This window comes from Streptomyces sp. JL2001, from assembly GCF_050917515.1.
GTDB lineage: Bacteria > Actinomycetota > Actinomycetes > Streptomycetales > Streptomycetaceae > Streptomyces.
The window spans coordinates 7,025,698-7,043,157 of sequence record NZ_CP169421.1 but is presented as its reverse complement, the minus strand read 5'-3'; the positions used below and the strand labels follow the sequence as shown (position 1 = coordinate 7,043,157).

The window sequence follows — 17,460 nt, the reverse complement described above, 5'->3', positions numbered from 1 at the left end:
GAACCGGCCGGAACCCGACCCGACCCGACCCGACCCGACCAAGGAGACGTCATGCCTCGTGGTTCGAGCCCCAAACGCGAGCGGCAGTACGAGCACATCAAGGAGAGCGCCGAGGATCGCGGCGAGAGCACCGAGCGGGCCAAGGAGATCGCCGCGCGCACGGTGAACAAGGAACGTGCCCGCGCAGGCGAGTCGAAGACCGCCAGCCGGACCTCCCTCGAGGACATGTCATCGTCGCGTCGGGGCGGGCAGCGGTCCCACCGGGGCGCGCAGGGCCCGACGAAGGAGCAGCTCTACAACGAGGCCCGGCAGCGCAACATCGAGGGCCGCTCCAAGATGGACAAGGCGGAGCTCAAGCGGGCTCTGGGTCACTGACACGCTCTGGGCCACGCACACGCGGCCGAACCCCCCGCACCCGCCGTCCGGGCGCCACCGGTCCTCCTGCCCGCGACGGAGCGTGGAGCCGTTCGTCGCCGCACCCCCGATCGCCTGTCCGCACCCGAACCCGCGGTACCCGTGCGGGCAGGCCCGGCGCCGTCGATAATCGGTGCGTGACGCGCACCCGCGAAGGACGGCCCGCCCCCTCCGCGCTGACTGCCGCTCAGGTGGTCGGCGCCCGCGCGCTGCCGTGCCGGCGCCGTACGGCCGTCCCCCGGCCCGGCGACCGGCACCCTCCCGCGCCGCGCCACCTGCCGTACCGCCCCCGCGTCACGCCCTGCCCCGACCCGCTGGACGACTCACCCGCTCCACTCCCCCGGAGGTACTCGTGCGAATGCTGATCAACGTGCCCGAGAGCGTCGTCGCCGACGCGCTGCGCGGCATGGCCGCGGCCCACCCCGAACTGACCGTCGACGTCGAGAACCGCGTGGTCCTGCGGCGCGACGCCCCCATGGCGGGCAAGGTGGGGCTGGTCTCCGGCGGCGGATCCGGGCACGAGCCCCTGCACGCGGGGTTCGTCGGGCCGGGGATGCTGGCGGCCGCGTGCGCCGGCGAGGTCTTCACCTCCCCGGTGCCCGACCAGATGGTGCGGGCCGCCGCCGCGGTGGACAGCGGGGCGGGGGTGCTGTTCGTCGTCAAGAACTACACCGGCGACGTCCTCAACTTCGAGATGGCCGCCGAGCTCGCCGAGGACGAGGGCGTCCAGGTCGCCAGGGTCCTGGTCGACGACGACGTGGCCGTGACGGACAGCCTCTACACGGCCGGGCGGCGCGGCACGGGGGGCACCCTCTTCGTGGAGAAGATCGCCGGAGCAGCCGCCGAGGAGGGCGCGCCGCTGGAGCGGGTCGAGGCCGTCGCCCGCCGGGTCAACGAGCGGTCGCGGTCCTTCGGGGTGGCCCTGAGCGCCTGCAGTACCCCGGCGAAGGGCAGTCCCACATTTGAACTCCCCGATGGCGAGCTGGAGTTGGGAATCGGGATCCATGGCGAGCCGGGACGCGAGCGGCGCGCGATGATGACCTCGCGGGAGATCGCCGACTTCGCCGTGAGCGCCGTCGTGGAGGACCTGCGACCGTCGGGTCCGGTCCTGGTCCTGGTCAACGGCATGGGCGCCACCCCTCTGCTCGAACTGTACGGATTCAACGCAGAGGTCCAGCGCGTGCTGGCCGAACGCCGCATCCCGGTCGCCCGCACGCTGGTGGGGAACTACGTGACCTCGCTCGACATGGCCGGCTGCTCGGTGACGCTCTGCGAGGTGGACGAGGAACTGCTGCGGCTGTGGGACGCGCCCGTGCAGACGGCGGCGCTGCGCTGGGGCCGGTGACGCCTCGGGCGGCCCCCGACGCGCTGAACTCCCGCGCTCCCGAACTCCCCCACCGCAGCCGACTCCAGCGAGGTGACCGCAGTGCCCGAGCCGACCGCCCCCGACTCCCCCGACACACCCGGCGCATCCTCCGACCCACCCGGCTCCCCCGGCACGCCGGGCGCATTCTCCGACGCCGCGTCCGGGGCGTTCGACGCCGCCTTCTTCATCCGTTGGCTGACGATCGCCGCGGCCGCCGTCGACCGGGAGGCGGACCGTCTGACCGAGCTGGACTCCGCCATCGGCGACGCCGACCACGGCGCCAACCTGAAGCGGGGCTTCGCCGCCGTCACGGCCGTACTGGAGAAGGAGCCGCCCCCGACGCCGGGGGCCGTCCTCGTGACCGCGGGACGCCGGCTCATCTCCACGGTGGGGGGCGCGTCCGGGCCTCTGTACGGGACGCTGCTGCGCCGGACCGGCAAGGAACTGGGCGACGAACCGGCCGTGAGCCGGGCCCGGTTGGCCGAGGCGCTGGATGCCGGGGTCTCGGCGGTGTCGCGACTCGGAGGGGCGCAGGCCGGCGACAAGACCATGCTCGACGCCCTCCTGCCGGCGGCCGAGGCACTGGGCCGGTCCTTCGGTGCCGCGCGGGAGGCGGCCGAGCGGGGCGCCCTCGCGACCGTGCCCCTCCGGGCCCGCAAGGGCAGGGCCAGCTATCTCGGCGAGCGTTCCGTCGGGCACCAGGACCCCGGAGCCACCTCGTCCGCGCTGCTGATGGCCGCGCTCGCCGAGGCGGCGGGATGACCGGGCAGGTCGGCATCGTCCTCGTCTCCCACAGCGGCCCGGTGGCGGCGGCCGTCGCCGCACTCGCCCGGGGTCTGGCCGGAGGCGGCCCGTGCGCGCCGATCCTGCCCGCGGGCGGCACTCCGGACGGCGGTCTCGGCACCAGCGCGGAGCTGATCGCCGAGGCGGCCGAGGCCGCGGACCGCGGCGCGGGTGTGGCCCTGCTCGTCGATCTGGGCAGCGCCGTCCTCACCGTCAAGGCGCTCCTCGCCGAGGACGGCGAACTGCCCGCGGGGGCCCGGCTGATCGACGCGCCGTTCGTCGAGGGAGCCGTCGCCGCCCTGGTGACGGCGAGCGCCGGCGGGGACCTGGACGCCGTGGAGGCGGCGGCCTCGGAGGCGTACACCTACCGGAAGGCATGAGGCCCGGCGGGCGGCCCGGCCGCCCGTCACGGGCCGTGCCGGCACACCACCGTGTTGTGATGTACCTGGTCAACGCACTAATGTCGCAGGGCCTTGGTGTACGGGAAACCGGTGCAGTACCGGTGCGGCCCTCGCCACTGTGATCGGGAGGTCCGGCTCCACGCCCTGGGAGGTCCCCAGGGAAGCCACTGCACCACCGCGGGCGACCGCGGGCGGTGTGGGAAGGCGGAGTCCGGGCGTCATGACCGTCAGCCAGGAGACCGGCCAAGGTGCGTTGTCCATCCACGAGGTGCTGGAGAGGGTCTCCCAACCATGCATATAGCCGAGGGGTACCTGCCCCCTGTGCACGCGGCCGCCTGGGGCGTCGCAGCCGCCCCCTTCGTCGTCCACGGTGTCCGTGCGCTGACCCGTGAGGTGAAGGCCAATCCCGAGTCGACGCTGCTGATCGGCGCCTCCGGTGCCTTCACGTTCGTCCTGTCCGCCCTCAAGATTCCCTCGGTGACGGGCAGTTGCTCGCACCCGACCGGTACGGGGCTGGGCGCGATCCTCTTCCGGCCGCCCGTGATGGCGGTACTGGGCACCATCACCCTGCTGTTCCAGGCACTGCTCCTGGCGCACGGCGGGCTGACCACCCTGGGCGCCAACGCCTTCTCGATGGCGATCGTCGGCCCGTGGGCCGGGTACGGGACGTACCGGCTGCTGCGGCGGTTCGACGTCCCGCTGATGGTGAGCGTCTTCTTCGGCGCCTTCGTCGCCGACCTCTCCACCTACTGCGTCACCAGCGTGCAGCTGGCGCTGGCGTTCCCCGACCCGGGCAGCGGCTTCGTCGGGGCGCTGGCGAAGTTCGGCGGCATCTTCGCCGTCACGCAGATCCCGCTCGCGGTCAGCGAGGGTCTGCTGACGGTGCTCGTGATGCGTCTGCTCGCGCAGTCGAGCAAGGGGGAACTGACCCGGCTCGGCGTGCTGCTTCCCGCGGGCCGGAAGAGCGGGACCACGGAGGCGGTCGGCCGATGAGCAGGAACGCGAAGATCAACTCACTGCTGCTGCTCGTGGTGGCCGCGCTGGCGGTACTGCCCCTGCTGCTGGGGCTGGGCGACCACAAGGAGGAGCCGTTCACCGGCGCCGACGCCGAGGCGGAGACCGCCATCACCGAGCTCAGTCCGGACTACGAGCCGTGGTTCAGCCCGCTCTACGAGCCGCCGTCCGGCGAGATCGAGTCGGCGCTGTTCGCGCTCCAGGCCGCGCTCGGCGCCGGTGTCCTCGCGTACTACTTCGGCCTGCGCAAGGGGCGCAGGCAGGGCGAGGCCCGCGCGGCGGCCCGGGCGACACCGGACGGCACGACGACGCCCGCCGTCACTCCGTCGGCATCGTCCGCGAAGTCGGCGGCGACGGCGGCGATGTCCGTGAAGCCCGCGGCCGCGCCGCCCGGCGACGAGTAGTCACGGATGCTGCCGATCGACGCGGCGGCGCACAGCAGTCGCTGGCGTCGCCGTCATCCTGCCGAGAAGGCCGTTCTCGGCTTCGGTCTCACCCTGTGCGCGGTGTGCCTGCCGCCGTGGCCCGGCGCCGTGCTGGTCGCCGCGGCCACGCTGACCGTGCTGCTCGGACCCGCCGGCGTGCCGCGACGTCAGCTGTGGCGGGCGTTCCGGATCCCCCTGGGCTTCTGCGTGACGGGTGCGGTCCCGCTGCTGTTCGAGGTCGGCGGGGCCCACGGGCTCGTCGCCCTCGCTCCGGACGGACCTGTGCACGCGGGCGAGTTGCTGCTGCGGACGTCGGCCGCCTCACTGGGGGTCCTGCTGTTCGCCTTCACCACGCCGGTCTCGGACGTACTGCCCCGGCTCGTCCGCGCGGGCGTGCCGGCCCCGGTCGTGGACGTCGCCCTGGTGATGTACCGGATCGGCTTCCTGCTCCTGGACGCCATGGCCAGGATCCGGCAGGCGCAGGCGGCCCGGCTCGGGCTCACCACACGGGCGGCGACCTGGCGTTCCCTGGCCGGGCTCGGCGCGACCGCGTTCGTCCGTGCCTTCGACCGCGCCCAGCGGCTGCAGACCGGACTCGCGGGGCGCGGGTACGACGGCACGCTGCGGGTCCTGGTGCCCGAGGCCGCGGTCTCGCGCCGGTTCCTCACCGCGTCGGCCGGCCTGCTCGCCGGGCTCGTCGCGCTCACTCTCGTACTCGAAAGGTCCCTGCGTTGAGTTCTCGGTCCGCGGTCGTGGAGCTGGTCAAGGCGGGATTCGCCTACGAGGACGGTCCCGCCGTCCTGGACGGGATCGACTTCGCCGTGCCCGAGGGGCGGGCGACGGCTCTGCTCGGCCGCAACGGCAGTGGCAAGACGACCCTGATGCGACTGCTCAGCGGCGGGCTCCGGCTCGGCCGCGGCACGCTCCGGCTGGACGGCGAGAAGGTGTCGCACGACCGCAAGGGTCTGACCCGGCTGCGGACGACGGTGCAGCTCGTGGTGCAGGACCCGGACGACCAGCTCTTCGCGGCCTCGGTCGGCCAGGACGTGTCCTTCGGGCCGATGAACCTGGGCCTGCCGGAGGAGGAGGTGCGGCTGCGGGTCCGCGAGGCGCTGGAGGCGCTGGACATCGTGGCCCTGGAGGACCGGCCGACGCACCTCCTCTCGTACGGGCAGCGCAAGCGGGCGGCGATCGCGGGGGCGGTGGCGATGCGCCCGCGGGTCCTGGTCCTGGACGAGCCGACGGCCGGGCTCGATCCGCACGGGCAGGAGCGACTGCTGGAGGTGCTGGGCCGGCTGCGGGACACCGGTACGACCGTGGTGATGGCCACACACGACGTGGATCTGGCGCTGCGCTGGGCGGACGACGCCGCGGTGCTGTCGCCCGAAGGGCTCCGGACCGGGCCGATCGCCGAACTGCTCGGCGACGACGCGCTGCTCGCCGCGGCCCGGCTGCGCCGCCCGTGGGGCATGGCCGTGACCCGGCTGCTGCGCGGCCACGGCCTGCTGGCACCGGACGCGCCGGGTCCGCGGACGGCGGAGGAGCTGGACGCGTGGGCGGAGGTGCGGGGGCGGGCCTGACGGTGCCTCGGAAGCGGGGAGGAGCTTCGGTTCCGAAGGGAGGCGTTCCTCGTAGGGCGAGGAGGGTTCGAAGGGGCCGACGGCCGAGGGAGCCGTGGAGGACGCGGTACCTGATCTCGTTCGGCGACGGCGCGATGACCTTCCCCGAGGAGGAGTTGCCCCTGGTGGCCGAGGCCTCGCTCGACGTGGTGCGTGACGCCCGGGAGGCCGGCGGGTACCCGCGGGTCGGCGGCCCGCTCCGGCGGGAGACTCGGCTCACCGATAGCCTGGATCATCATGACGCGCATGTGGATCCTGCCGGTGCTGCTCGTGTCCATCGGCTCAACCGTCGCGACCGGGCTGTTCCTCCGGGGGCGCCCCGGCGAAGCCGCGGCGCTCCTGGCGGCGTTCGTGCTGCTGGCAGGCGTGAACTCGCCGCTGGTCTTCCCGAGGTCGATCGGTGCGACGGAGGCGCAACGCCGCAGCGCCGTCGACGGCCGGCCGGTCGTCTACTGGCGGCCGGGCTGCGCGTACTGCCTGCGGCTGCGCATCCGGCTGGGCCGTCGCGCCCGCCGGTTGCACTGGGTCGACATCTGGCGCGACCCGGCCGGAGCGGCGGTGGTGAGGGCGGCCAACGACGGCGACGAGACCGTGCCGACCGTCGTCGTGGCGGGCCGGCCGCACACCAACCCCGATCCTGCCTGGGTGCGCGAACAGCTCTCCCCTTCCTCGTGACCGGGAGCGCGCCGGGGATCAGCACCCGGACGGGACCGGTGAGTGCGTCGACCGCCTGCTGCTCGGAGAGCGGGAAAGCCGCACGGGTCGGCTTCGGTGTGCCGGCGCCGCTGCCGCGACCGAGGCTGTTCCGCCGCACCGGCTGAAGCTGCGAGCCGGTCGACTTCAGGGGCACCGTCGCCGTCCGGCGGCGGACGGTGTCCGCCCCGGCCGGGTGCGCGGCCGCGTTCGGCATCGCCGGCGCCACCGTCCCGATGCCGGGCCCGGCGCGCGCCCCCCGCCCGGCCGGCGGGCTCCCGTCAGCCGGCGCGCTGCTCAGACTCCGTGCGACCCGCCCTCGTCCCGCTCCGCCGCCTCGGCGACGCGCTTGATGCGGGCCAGGCGCCGGTCCCAGTCGGCCGCGAGGCCGGCCATCCAGCGGGCCGTCGTGTCCAGGGCCGCGGGCCTGACCGCGTACCGCACCTCCCGGCCGACCCGGCCGCCGGACACCAGTCCGGCGGCGTCGAGCACGGCGAGGTGCTTGACGACGGCCTGCCGCGAGACGGGCAGCTCCGCGGCGAGCGTGGTCGCGGTCGCCTCCCCCCGCGCGGCCAGCAGGTCGAGCAGCCGCCGTCTCATCGGGTCGGCCAGCGCGCCGAGGACGACGTCGACGACCTCGGCGGCACCGGGCACCTCCTCGGTCACGGGGAGGGCTCCTCCGCGCGCTTGCGGAGCGCGTCGAGCTCCAGCGGCCAGCCCTCGGTGTGGTCCTTGTGGTTCCGGCTGCGCAGGTCCTCCGACCCGGCCAGCGCGGTGAACCCGCTCTCGACGACACGCAGGCGGGTCTTGCCGCCCTCCGCGGTCAGTGTGAACTCGACCAGGGTGCTGTTCTCCTCGCGCAGCTCCTCCCCGGGGAAGGCGCTGGTCCAGCGGTACGCCAGGTAGCTCGGGGGCCGCACCTTCTCCACGCGCACGGGGAAGTCGCCGTGCTCGGGGTTCCTCGCCACCATCGTCACGCCCTCCTCGGCCACCGTGCCCGGCAGGCTCGCCTTGTCGGCGACCCAGAAGCCGGGCTGTGCCACCAGGGTCCAGACGCGCTCCAGGGGCGCCTCGATCAGGGTCTCGCGTTCGATCCGGTCCTCGCTCATGACGGACTCCGTTCCTCGACACCATCAGATGCAACTCCAGGGTTGCACGTCGCGGATCGAGGCGCAACCCAAAGGTTGCGCGAACGGCGGGGCGCGCGTTGCGCACATCACGCGACCGTCGTTATGCAACTAGTTGCACAAGCGCCCTCGGGTCGTCTACAACAGACGGTGACGACCCTGCGCGAGGAGGCGCCCGATGGCCCCGACCACCCCGTACCCGCACCTGCTGAGCCCGCTCGACCTCGGGTTCACCACCCTGCCCAACCGGGTGCTCATGGGTTCCATGCACGTCGGCCTCGAGGAGGCCGAGCACGGATTCGAGCGGATGGCCGCCTTCTACGCCGAGCGCGCCCGGGGCGGAGTCGGCCTCATCGTGACCGGCGGCATCGCACCGAACGAGGCCGGCCGGCCCTGGGACGGCGGCGCCAAGCTCACCACCGACGAGGAGGTCGCCGAGCACCGGCTGATCACCGACGCCGTGCACGAGGCCGGCGGCCGGATCGCGATGCAGATCCTGCACTTCGGCCGGTACGCCTACCACCCCGGCCTCGTCGCGCCCAGCGCGATCCAGGCGCCGATCAGCCCCTTCGTCCCGAACGAGCTGACCGACGCCGAGGTCGAGCAGACCGTCGAGGACTACGTGCGCTGCGCCGAGCTGGCCAGGGCCTCGGGCTACGACGGCGTCGAGGTGATGGGGTCCGAGGGCTACCTGATCAACGAGTTCATCGCGGCCGCCACCAACCGGCGCACCGACCGCTGGGGCGGCAGCTACGAGAACCGGGTCCGCTTCCCGCTGGAGATCGTCCGCCGCATCCGCGAGCGGGTCGGCGAGGACTTCATCCTCGTCTACCGGCTCTCCATGCTGGACCTGGTCCCGGGCGGCTCCACGCTGGACGAGGTGGTCGCGCTCGCCAAGGAGATCGAGGCCGCCGGCGCCACCATCATCAACACCGGCATCGGCTGGCACGAGGCCCGCATCCCCACCATCGCCACCTCGGTCCCGCGCGGCGCCTACACCTGGGTGACGAAGCGGCTCATGGGCGCGGTCTCCGTCCCGCTGGTGACGAGCAACCGCATCAACACCCCCGAGGTGGCGGAGCAGATCCTCGCCGAGGGGCGCGCCGACATCGTCTCGATGGCCCGGCCGTTCCTCGCCGACCCGGACTTCGTCCGCAAGGCCGCCGCCGACCGCGCCGACACCATCAACACCTGCATCGGCTGCAACCAGGCGTGCCTGGACCACACCTTCAGCCTCAAGATCACCTCCTGCCTGGTCAACCCGCGCGCCTGCCACGAGACCGAGCTCGTCCTCTCCCCCACCCGCCTCGCGAAGCGGATCGCCGTGGTCGGCGCGGGGCCGGCCGGCCTCGCCTTCTCCGTGTCCGCCGCCGAACGCGGCCACCGGGTCACGCTGTTCGACGCCGCCGGCGAGATCGGCGGACAGCTGAACGTCGCCAAGCGCGTGCCGGGCAAGGAGGAGTTCAACGAGACCCTGCGCTACTTCCGCACGCAGCTCGACGCCCTCGGTGTCGACGTCCGGCTGGACACCACCGTGGCGGCCGCCGATCTCGGCGACTTCGACGAGGTGGTCGTCGCCACCGGCGTCACCCCGCGCGTCCCCGAGATCGAGGGGATCGACCACCCCAGCGTCGTCAGCTACCTCGACGTGCTGCGCGACGGCGCCCCGGTCGGCGAGCGGGTGGCCGTCATGGGCGCCGGCGGTATCGGCTTCGACGTCGCCGAGTTCCTCACGGACGGCGGCGAGGGGGCGAGCCAGGACCCGGAGACGTACTTCCGGCAGTGGGGTGTCGACACCTCGTACGAGACCCGCGGCGGTCTGCGGACCCCGGAGCGGCCCCGTCCCCCGCGCCAGGTCCACCTGCTCCAGCGCAAGACCTCCAAGGTCGGCGCCGGCCTCGGCAAGACCACCGGCTGGATCCACCGCGCCGAGATGAAGCACCGCGGCGTCACCATGGTGGCGGGCGTGACGTACGAGCGGATCGACGACGAGGGCCTGCACATCACCCTGGACGGCGAGCGGCAGGTCGTCCCGGTCGACACCGTGGTGCTCTGCACCGGCCAGGAGCCGCGCCGCGGCCTGTACGAGGAGCTGGTCGCCGCGGGCCGCACCGTGCACCTGATCGGCGGCGCCGACGTCGCCGCGGAGCTCGACGCGAAGCGGGCCATCGACCAGGGCACCCGCCTGGCGGCGACCGTCTGACCGCGGGCGCGGGCCCGGCACGCCCCCGGGCGGCCCGGTCCGCGCCGCCTGACCGCCCACCGGCCGGCCGGGCCGCCCCGCGGCCACCGGGATGCGATCCCGGGCATGCCGCCGATCGGGCCGGATCCCGCCGGGAGCCCGGAGGGACCGGCGAGACACCCTCCTAGGATGCGTCCATGTCCCTCCCGCACGCGATCCTGACCGCGCTGCTCGAGAAGCCGTCCTCGGGTCTCGAACTGACGCGCCGCTTCGACCGGTCGATCGGCTACTTCTGGTCGGCCACGCACCAGCAGATCTACCGCGAACTGGGCAGACTGGAGCAGGCCGGTCACATCCGCGCCCTGCCGGCACCCGTGCCGGCGCGCGGACAGAAGAAGGAGTACGAGGTCCTGCCGGCCGGCGTCGGGGAGCTGACGGCGTGGGTGGCGCGTACGGAGGACCCGAAGCCGCTCCGGTCGGCGCTGTTGCTGCGGATGCGGGCCGCGGCCGTGGTCGGGGCGTCCGGCATGAGGGACGAGCTGGAGCGCCATCTCGACCTGCACCGTGCGCAGTTGGAGGAGTACCGGGCCATCGAGGAGCGGGACTTCCCGCCCGCCCGCCGGGAGAGCGAGCCGGACCGCCTCCGGCACCTCGTCCTGCGGGGCGGGATCGATCTGGAGCGCTTCTGGGTCGAGTGGCTGACGCACGCGCTGGGCGAGCTGCCGGAGGAGCCCGCGGAGCGCTGACGGCCGTCCCGGGATCCGTCCGTACGGTCGGACGCTCCCGGCGACACGGCGGGAGTCGGTGACCCGCGGCCTGATCGGGCGGGTCCGCCCGGCCGGATGTGGATACTGGGCGGGAGGAGATCCACGACACGAAAGGGCGGGCATGGCCGACGACTTGGGGCACCGCGCGACACGTCACGCGGTGGTCATCGGGGGAAGTCTCGCGGGCCTGCTGGCCGCGCGGGTGCTGAGCGAGCACGCGGAGAAGGTCACGGTCGTCGAGCGCGACCGCTTCCCCGAGGGCCCGGACGCCCGGCCCGGCGTCCCGCAGAGCCGGCACATCCACGTGCTGGTGGAAGGCGGGCAGCGGGCCCTGGACGAACTGCTTCCGGGATTCACGAAGGAGCTGGGCGAGCTCGGCAGCCCCGTGGTCGGGATGCCGGCGGACATGCTGCAGCTGCAGAACGGCCGGTGGTTCCGTCGCACGGCCGCCTCGACCTCGCTCTTCACGGGGCCCCGGGCACAGCTCGAATGGCTGGTGCGGCGCCGGGTGCTGGCCGATCCCCGCATCGAGACCGTGCAGGGCACCGAGGCCGTGGGGCTGGTCGGCGACTCCTCGCGCGTGCGCGGGGTGCTGCTGCGCGAGCGGGGCGCGGGCGCGGACCGGGAGACCCGGTCCCTGGCGGCCGATCTGGTGGTGGACGCGTCGGGCCGGGGCTCGGACGCCGCCGACTGGCTCGCCGCGATCGGCGCCGAGCCGCCGCACGAGGAGACCATCGACACCGGCCTCGGCTACGCGACCCGGGTCTACCGGGGCGCGGACGACGCGTCCTCGGACGCGCTCGGCGTCAACATCGTGCCCAACCCCCGGCAGGTGTACGGGGCCGTGATCGTGCCGGTCGGGGAGGGCCGTCACCTGGTGACGCTCTCCGGGCTGCGCGACGACGTGCCTCCTTCCGACGAGGCGGGCTTCGAGGAGTTCGCGAAGCGGCTCCCTCATCCGCTGGTCAGCGAGTGGCTGGCGAAGGCCGAGCCGGAGTCCGCCGTCTTCGGCTTCCGCAGGACCGCGAACATCCGGCGCCGCTACGACCTGCCCGGCCGTCGGCCGGCCGGCTTCCTCGCGACCGGCGACGCGCTGTGCGCCTTCAACCCGATCTACGGGCAGGGCATGGCGGTGGCCGCACTGGGCGCCGTGGCGCTGCGCCGGGCGCTGGGCGACACGCGCCGTACGCCGACCACCCGGGCGGTGCAGAAGGCGCTGCTGGACGCCTCCCGGCAGGCGTGGGACATCTCGGCGGGCGCCGACAGGAAGCTGCCGGGGGCCACGGGCAACGCGACGGGCTCGCGCGCGGTGGACCGGCCGGCGGGCTGGTACCTGCGGCGCATCCAGGAGCGGTACGCCGGGGACCCGCTGGTCGGCGCCGCGTTCCGGTCGGTGCTCACCCTGACGGCGCCGATGTCGGCGCTGTTCGCCCCGGCGGTGGCCCGGGCGGTGCTCTTCGGGCCGGTCGTGCGGACGCCCGCGGAGCCGCCGCTGCGGCGCGAGGCGCCCGCGGGGCGGTGAGGCGGACGGAGGGGCCGCGGGAGCGCGCTTCGGGGCGACTCCGGCGGCCCTCCGGGCCCGGCGGGCCGGCCCCTCGTCGCACCCACCCGCGCCCGGGGCGTTGACCCGCCTGCGGCGTCACACTCCCGGCGCGGCGGCGATCACCCCGGCCGCGATAGCGGCGCTCAACTGCGCGTAGTCGTCGGCGTTCTGGCCGGCGTAGCGGATCGCGAAGTCGGCGATCGCCCGGTCGAAGACGTCCGAGGAGCCGAGGTAGCCCGCGATGGCGATGCGGTCGCCCGAGCGGGCGTGGGCGCGGGCCAGTGCGACGCCGCAGAGGCGGGCGTAGGCTCGCAGCATGGACGGGGACATCGTCTCGACCTCGGCCGAGCCCTTCATGTCGCGCAACTGGCGCCAGTAGAAGTGGCGTTGTTCGGGTCCGGTCATCCAGCCCAGGAAGATGTCGCTGGCGGCCTGGGTGAGCCGCTGTCCCGCGACGACGCGATGGCCCTGGTGGGCGTGGACGCTCGGCGGCAGGTACGGCTCCAGGACCGAGCGGCCGGCCTCCTTGACCTGGAGCATCAGCGGGTCGCCGTCGTCCCGGCCCTGGAGGAGCAGGATGAAGCAGCGGGTGCCGACGCTGCCGACTCCGACGACCTTGCGGGCGGCGTCGACGAAGTGGAACCGGTCGAGCAGCAGACGGCGCTCCTCGGACAGCGAGCTGCGGTAGTCGCTGAAGATCTTGCCGAGGCCGACCCGGTCGAGGTCCCCGGCCCGTTCGAGGAGCGGGGGGTCGTCGACGATCCGGCGGGCGCCGGACTCGTCCGTCTCGGTGAGCTTGGCGAGGGCCTGGAGGCTCGTGCGGCGGCGGGCGCGGGCGAGGCGGCCCTTGACGCGGGCCCGTCCGCCCCGCACGAGGGGGGCCAGCTCGTCGGCGTCGATCCGCTCGTACCAGACGGCGAGCTCGCCCAGTCCGGCCAGCCGTCTCATGGCGGTGCGGTACGAGGTGGCGGCGGCCAGGGCGGCGAGGTGGGCCTTGGCCTTGGTGTTGCCGTTCTGGAGGGCGGCGGCGACGACGCTGGCGGCGAGCCGCTTCACGTCCCATTCGAAGGGCCCGGGCAGGGTCTCGTCGAAGTCGTTGACGTCGAAGAGGAGCGCCCGTTCGGGTGAGGCGTAGACGCCGAAGTTGAGCAGGTGGGCGTCCCCGCACAGCTGCACGGTGAGGCCGGTGTGGGGCTGGGCGGCGAGGTCCGCCGCCATCACGGCGGCGGCGCCGCGGAGGAAGGCGAAGGGCGAGACGGCCATCCTGCCGTACCGGATCGGCACGAGTTCGGCCAGCCGGTCGACGGACTGCCGCTCCAGGACGGTCAGCGGGTCGGGCCGCTGCGAGGAGGGTATCCAGCGGCCGTGCGAGGAGCGCGGCACCCGCTTGCGGGCCGCCCGGCCGCTCTCGGCCCGCTCCGACGGTGTGGTCATCCGGCATCACCGCCTCGTTCGCCGCCATCACCAGTGGCTTCATTAGAAGCTCAGTCGCTCGTTTCGGCCACTCTCGCCGACCCCTCTTCCAAAGTGGTTTAGACCAATGATAGGAATTGATCACCGAAGCGACTCACGCGGTCACGCTGAGCAAGTAGAGAGGGTCTGATCATGGCCGAGCCCGATCCCGAACAGATGGCGGCGGTTCCGCTCTACCTCCGGGTAGCCGGCGCCCTGCGGGACGACCTCGCCGACCGGCACATCTCCCCCGGAAGCCGGCTGCCGTCCGAACGGTCCCTGGCCCACCGCTACCACGTGAACCGGCAGACGGTGCGCAGCGCGCTCCAGCTGCTGCGCGAGGAGGGCCTCGTGGTCACGGACCGGCGGGGCACCTTCGCGGCCGGTGCCGGACACACGGTTCCCGCGCCGGCCCTGACGGTCCGTCGGCAGCACTTCCCCGGCGGCACGGAGGCGGCCGGGGCGCTGGTCCGCGCGGCTCTCGGGTGGGAGGTGCCGCCCACCGCGCTGGCGGGCCGGCTGACGCTGGTGCCGGGCGAACCCACCCTCGTCCACCGGCATGTGGTGCTCAGTCCGGGCGGAACACCGTTGCAGCGCTCCGTCTCGTGGTTCTCCCGGCCGGCCCTGGCGGAGATCCCGCAGCTCGGCCGGTACCGGCGGGTCACCGGCTCCGCGCAGCAGCCCGACCTGCGGCTGCTCTACCACTGGATGCACCAGGCGGGACTGCGGCTGACCCGGCGCGAGTCGATCGCCGTACCGCACGGGCCCGCCACCGGCGTCGGCGCGGACGACGCCCGGCTGGTCGTCCACCGGGTGGTGAGCGACCAGCACGGGCACGCGCTGGAGATCACGGACATCGACTTCGCCGCCCATGCCGCGCCCTGGACCTACGAGTTCTCGGCCTGAGCCGTGGACTCCGGTCCCGGACGGGCCCGTTCGCGGGGTGTCAGACGATCCCCTCGGCGATCTCGGCCTCCTCGCGCGCGCTGCCGTACGCCGACGGCGTGCCGTACGAGCGGCGGGCGACGTACCACCACAGGGTGGCGAGGACGAGCACCACGGCGAGCGCGATGGCCGCGTAGTTCATCGAGTCGATGGTCACCGGGGACTTCTGCGGCAGGCAGAAGAGGACGGTGACGAGAGCCACCCAGATGACGGCGGTCCAGCCGATCGGCCGGCTCCACCGGCCCAGGCTCCACGGGCCCGGCGTGAACCGCTTGCCCGCCCGCAGCCGCAGGTAGATCGGAATGGCGTAGGCGGGGGTGATGCCGATGACGTTGATGGCCGTCACGGCTCCGTAGGCGGTGGCGGAGTAGAGCGAAGGCACCGCCAGCAGGGCGGCGACGGCGACCGAGAGCCACACGGCCGGCACCGGGGTCTGCGTACGGCTGCTGACCTTGCGCCAGAGGGCCGACCCGGGAAGGGCGTTGTCGCGGCTGAAGGCGAAGACCATCCGGCTGGCGGCGGCCACCTCGGCGTTGCCGCAGAACAGCTGGGCCACGATCACCACGAGCAGCAGGGCGGTGGCGCCTCCGCTGCCGAGCGCGTCGAGCAGGATCTGCGCGGGCGGGACGCCGGTGGCGCTGTTCTGGGTGCCCACGTAGTCCTGGATCGCGAAGGTCAGCCCGGCGAGCAGTGCGAAGCCGGCTATCCAGGAGACCCAGATGGCCCGGACGATGCCCTTGGCCGCGCTGACCGAGGCGTTGGAGGTCTCCTCGGACAGGTGGGCGGAGGCGTCGTAGCCGGAGAAGGTGTACTGCGCGAGCAGGAGCCCGATCGCGGCGACGTAGAGCGGGTTGGCCCAGCCCGTGTCGTTCACGAACTCGGTGAAGACGAACTCCGTCGACTGGTGGTGGTCCGGGACGATGGCGAGGGCGCCGACGATGAGCGCCACGCCGCCGAGGTGCCACCAGACGCTGACCGAGTTGAGGAGGCTCACCAGACGGACGCCGAAGAGGTTGAGCACGGCGTGCAGCAGCAGGATCACGAGGAAGATCACGAAGGTGCCGCCGGGCGTGGGCACGATGCCCCACTGGAGGTTGAGGAAGGCTCCGGTGAACAGGGCGGCGCCGTAGTCGATGCCCGCGATCGCGCCGAGCAGGCCGAGCAGGTTGAGCCAGCCGGTGTACCAGCCCCAGCGGCGACCGCCCAGCCGGTCGGCCATGTAGTAGAGCGCGCCGGAGGTGGGGTACGCGCTGGTGACCTCCGCCAGCGCCATGCCGACGCAGAGCACGAAGAGGCCGACGCCCGCCCAGCCCCACAGCATGACGGCGGGACCGCCGGTGCCCAGGCCGAAGCCGTAGAGCGTCATGCAGCCGGAGAGGATGGAGATGACGGAGAAGCTGATGGCGAAGTTGCCGAAGCCGCCCATGCGGCGGGCGAGGACGGGCTGGTAGCCGAGCTCCCTGAGTCTGGCCTCCTCGTCCTGGGCCGTGGGGGGCCCGGGTGCCGTGTCGACGGGGACTGTGCGGGACATGCCAATTACCTCCGGGGGAAGGGGCGGGCGGGCTGTACGGAACCGGGGAGCGGCGCGACGGGGCCGGGTCAGCCGTCGAGGCAGCGGGCGCGGGCCCGCAGGAAGACCTCCTCGGCCAGCACCCGGTCGTCGGGGCGGGCCGTCCGATAGGCCCACGGCAGCACCGTGTAGTACGGGCCGAGCGCCTCGAAGACGCGGGCCGCGTCGGCGAAGCGCAGGGCGCCGAAGAGGGCGTGGGCCAGGTGGTTGAGGTCGAGGAGCGAGGCCTCGTCGGTGGCGCAGAAGAGGAACCAGGTGTCGAGCGCGCGCTGCGCGTCGCGTACGGCGTCCTCGGCCACCCAGTGCAGGTCGAGTGCGCGCTCGTGGCCGCGCTCGCGCCGGTAGCGCTCGACCCGGACATAGAGCGGGAGGGCGTGCAGGGCGGAGCCCGGCGGGGCCGAAGCGGCGGCCCACTGGACGTAGTTCACGGCCTCGGCGAGCGGTCCGGAGCGCCGGGCGTAGAGGAACTGGAGCATCCGGTGGTACGCCTCGCGGTTGTACGGGTCGCGCTTCTCGGCCTCGGCGAGGAGTCCCCAGGGGCCCGGCGGGAGCATCGGCGCCGGCGGGCGCAGCCGGTGCTCCTCCATCCGCTGCTGGTCGTCGAGGGCCGCCAGGGCGAGCAGGCAGATCCAGGGCACCGGGTCGTCGGGGGCCGCCGCCGTGGCGTGGCGGCAGGCCGTCCACGCCTCCTGCCACAGCTCGCGGGTCCTGGCGTGACCGGCCCGGTGCGCGCGCACGGCCCGCTCCACCACGACCCGGGTGTGCATGACGGTGGCGGCCACGCTGTCCGGCTCCTCGGCGCGCCAGGCCTGGACGACGTCGGTGCCTGCGGCGACCGCGGCGAGCACCTGGGTGCGCTGGGTCCAGCCGGCCCAGCCGTCCGTCTCCTCGAGTAATCGGGCCATGGCCACCCAGCGGCCGGTCCGCAGGTCCTGGACGGCGTTGCGCAGGGCATGGTCGTGGCCCGCCGGGTGGTAGACCGGCCGGAAGCCGTGCCCGGCCATCAGGGCGCGGGTCGTGCGGTGGGCGACATGGGGTGTCCTCGGTGGGGTGGAGGGGGTGGTCAGTCCCCCCGGTGGGGCGTCCCGGCCGTTGATCGGCGATCACTATAGAGGGCTCTGGACGATCGAGGTCCAGTTTCATATCTGATCGTAACTAT

General features: G+C 73.7%; 18 protein-coding genes and 1 riboswitch. Of the genes, 13 read left to right on the top strand and 5 right to left on the bottom strand.

Annotated elements, in window-relative coordinates:
- Positions 1-51 precede the first annotated feature (51 nt).
- The 9 genes from ACE1OA_RS31435 (at position 52) to ACE1OA_RS31395 (ending at position 6,697) form a co-directional block, all read left to right on the top strand.
- Entirely contained in the window at positions 52-375 is a 324-nt protein-coding gene (locus ACE1OA_RS31435; protein WP_356605286.1) for a plasmid stabilization protein, read from the top strand.
- 391 nt (positions 376-766) lie between these two features.
- Positions 767-1,759 carry a dihydroxyacetone kinase subunit DhaK gene (dhaK, locus tag ACE1OA_RS31430; protein WP_432753749.1) on the top strand — a complete coding sequence of 331 codons (993 nt, stop codon included), beginning with the start codon at positions 767-769 and terminating at the stop codon, positions 1,757-1,759.
- A gap of 207 nt (positions 1,760-1,966) precedes the next feature.
- Positions 1,967-2,542, top strand: coding sequence for a dihydroxyacetone kinase subunit DhaL (gene dhaL, locus ACE1OA_RS31425; RefSeq protein WP_356605467.1), 576 nt, complete (start codon positions 1,967-1,969; stop codon positions 2,540-2,542).
- The gene (locus tag ACE1OA_RS31420; protein ID WP_356605290.1) at positions 2,539-2,943 is read left to right on the top strand and encodes a PTS-dependent dihydroxyacetone kinase phosphotransferase subunit DhaM; all 405 of its coding nucleotides are present in this window, start codon (positions 2,539-2,541) and stop codon (positions 2,941-2,943) included. Before dhaL ends, ACE1OA_RS31420 begins: the two co-directional genes overlap by 4 nt.
- A 77-nt stretch (positions 2,944-3,020) precedes the next feature.
- A riboswitch (cobalamin riboswitch) is annotated at positions 3,021-3,226 on the top strand.
- A gap of 29 nt (positions 3,227-3,255) precedes the next feature.
- Positions 3,256-3,957 carry an energy-coupling factor ABC transporter permease gene (locus ACE1OA_RS31415; RefSeq protein WP_384869788.1) on the top strand — a complete coding sequence of 234 codons (702 nt, stop codon included), beginning with the start codon at positions 3,256-3,258 and terminating at the stop codon, positions 3,955-3,957.
- Entirely contained in the window at positions 3,954-4,382 is a 429-nt protein-coding gene (locus tag ACE1OA_RS31410) for an energy-coupling factor ABC transporter substrate-binding protein (protein WP_386541379.1), read from the top strand. Before ACE1OA_RS31415 ends, ACE1OA_RS31410 begins: the two co-directional genes overlap by 4 nt.
- A gap of 6 nt (positions 4,383-4,388) precedes the next feature.
- Positions 4,389-5,138, top strand: a complete 750-nt coding sequence (cbiQ, locus tag ACE1OA_RS31405; protein ID WP_386541381.1) for a cobalt ECF transporter T component CbiQ — start codon at positions 4,389-4,391, stop codon at positions 5,136-5,138.
- Complete coding sequence (locus tag ACE1OA_RS31400) at positions 5,135-5,983, top strand: energy-coupling factor ABC transporter ATP-binding protein (RefSeq protein ID WP_356605298.1); 849 nt, start codon at positions 5,135-5,137, stop codon at positions 5,981-5,983. Before cbiQ ends, ACE1OA_RS31400 begins: the two co-directional genes overlap by 4 nt.
- A 276-nt stretch (positions 5,984-6,259) precedes the next feature.
- Entirely contained in the window at positions 6,260-6,697 is a 438-nt protein-coding gene (locus ACE1OA_RS31395; RefSeq protein WP_432753748.1) for a glutaredoxin domain-containing protein, read from the top strand.
- A 315-nt stretch (positions 6,698-7,012) separates the two neighbouring features.
- Here the strand turns inward: ACE1OA_RS31395 and ACE1OA_RS31390 are convergent, their stop codons facing one another.
- Positions 7,013-7,381: an ArsR/SmtB family transcription factor gene (locus ACE1OA_RS31390; RefSeq protein ID WP_356605302.1), complete on the bottom strand. Its 369-nt coding sequence runs from the start codon at positions 7,379-7,381 to the stop codon at positions 7,013-7,015.
- Complete coding sequence (locus tag ACE1OA_RS31385; RefSeq protein WP_356605304.1) at positions 7,378-7,824, bottom strand: SRPBCC domain-containing protein; 447 nt, start codon at positions 7,822-7,824, stop codon at positions 7,378-7,380. The genes ACE1OA_RS31390 and ACE1OA_RS31385 overlap by 4 nt, the downstream gene beginning before the upstream one ends.
- Positions 7,825-8,020: 196 nt before the next feature.
- Here ACE1OA_RS31385 and ACE1OA_RS31380 point away from each other — a divergent pair, with 196 nt between their 5' ends.
- From ACE1OA_RS31380 to ACE1OA_RS31370, 3 genes are all read left to right on the top strand, one after another.
- Positions 8,021-10,045 (top strand): FAD-dependent oxidoreductase, encoded by a 2,025-nt coding sequence (locus tag ACE1OA_RS31380; RefSeq protein WP_432753747.1) that lies wholly within the window; start codon positions 8,021-8,023, stop codon positions 10,043-10,045.
- A 176-nt stretch (positions 10,046-10,221) separates the two neighbouring features.
- Positions 10,222-10,770 carry a PadR family transcriptional regulator gene (locus ACE1OA_RS31375; RefSeq protein ID WP_356605308.1) on the top strand — a complete coding sequence of 183 codons (549 nt, stop codon included), beginning with the start codon at positions 10,222-10,224 and terminating at the stop codon, positions 10,768-10,770.
- Positions 10,771-10,912: 142 nt separating this feature from the next.
- Entirely contained in the window at positions 10,913-12,313 is a 1,401-nt protein-coding gene (locus ACE1OA_RS31370; protein ID WP_432753746.1) for an FAD-dependent oxidoreductase, read from the top strand.
- Positions 12,314-12,430: 117 nt separating this feature from the next.
- On the opposite strand, the gene ACE1OA_RS31365 is transcribed toward ACE1OA_RS31370, so the two are convergent.
- Positions 12,431-13,768 carry a DUF2252 domain-containing protein gene (locus tag ACE1OA_RS31365; protein WP_356605312.1) on the bottom strand — a complete coding sequence of 446 codons (1,338 nt, stop codon included), beginning with the start codon at positions 13,766-13,768 and terminating at the stop codon, positions 12,431-12,433.
- 171 nt (positions 13,769-13,939) lie between these two features.
- Here ACE1OA_RS31365 and ACE1OA_RS31360 point away from each other — a divergent pair, with 171 nt between their 5' ends.
- Positions 13,940-14,692 (top strand): GntR family transcriptional regulator, encoded by a 753-nt coding sequence (locus tag ACE1OA_RS31360; RefSeq protein ID WP_356605314.1) that lies wholly within the window; start codon positions 13,940-13,942, stop codon positions 14,690-14,692.
- Positions 14,693-14,732: 40 nt separating this feature from the next.
- Here the strand turns inward: ACE1OA_RS31360 and ACE1OA_RS31355 are convergent, their stop codons facing one another.
- Together ACE1OA_RS31355 and ACE1OA_RS31350 are read right to left on the bottom strand one after the other, a co-directional pair.
- The gene (locus tag ACE1OA_RS31355; RefSeq protein ID WP_356605316.1) at positions 14,733-16,262 is read right to left on the bottom strand and encodes an amino acid permease; all 1,530 of its coding nucleotides are present in this window, start codon (positions 16,260-16,262) and stop codon (positions 14,733-14,735) included.
- A gap of 68 nt (positions 16,263-16,330) precedes the next feature.
- Positions 16,331-17,305 carry a hypothetical protein gene (locus tag ACE1OA_RS31350; RefSeq protein ID WP_356605318.1) on the bottom strand — a complete coding sequence of 325 codons (975 nt, stop codon included), beginning with the start codon at positions 17,303-17,305 and terminating at the stop codon, positions 16,331-16,333.
- Between the last annotated feature and the right edge of the window lie 155 nt (positions 17,306-17,460).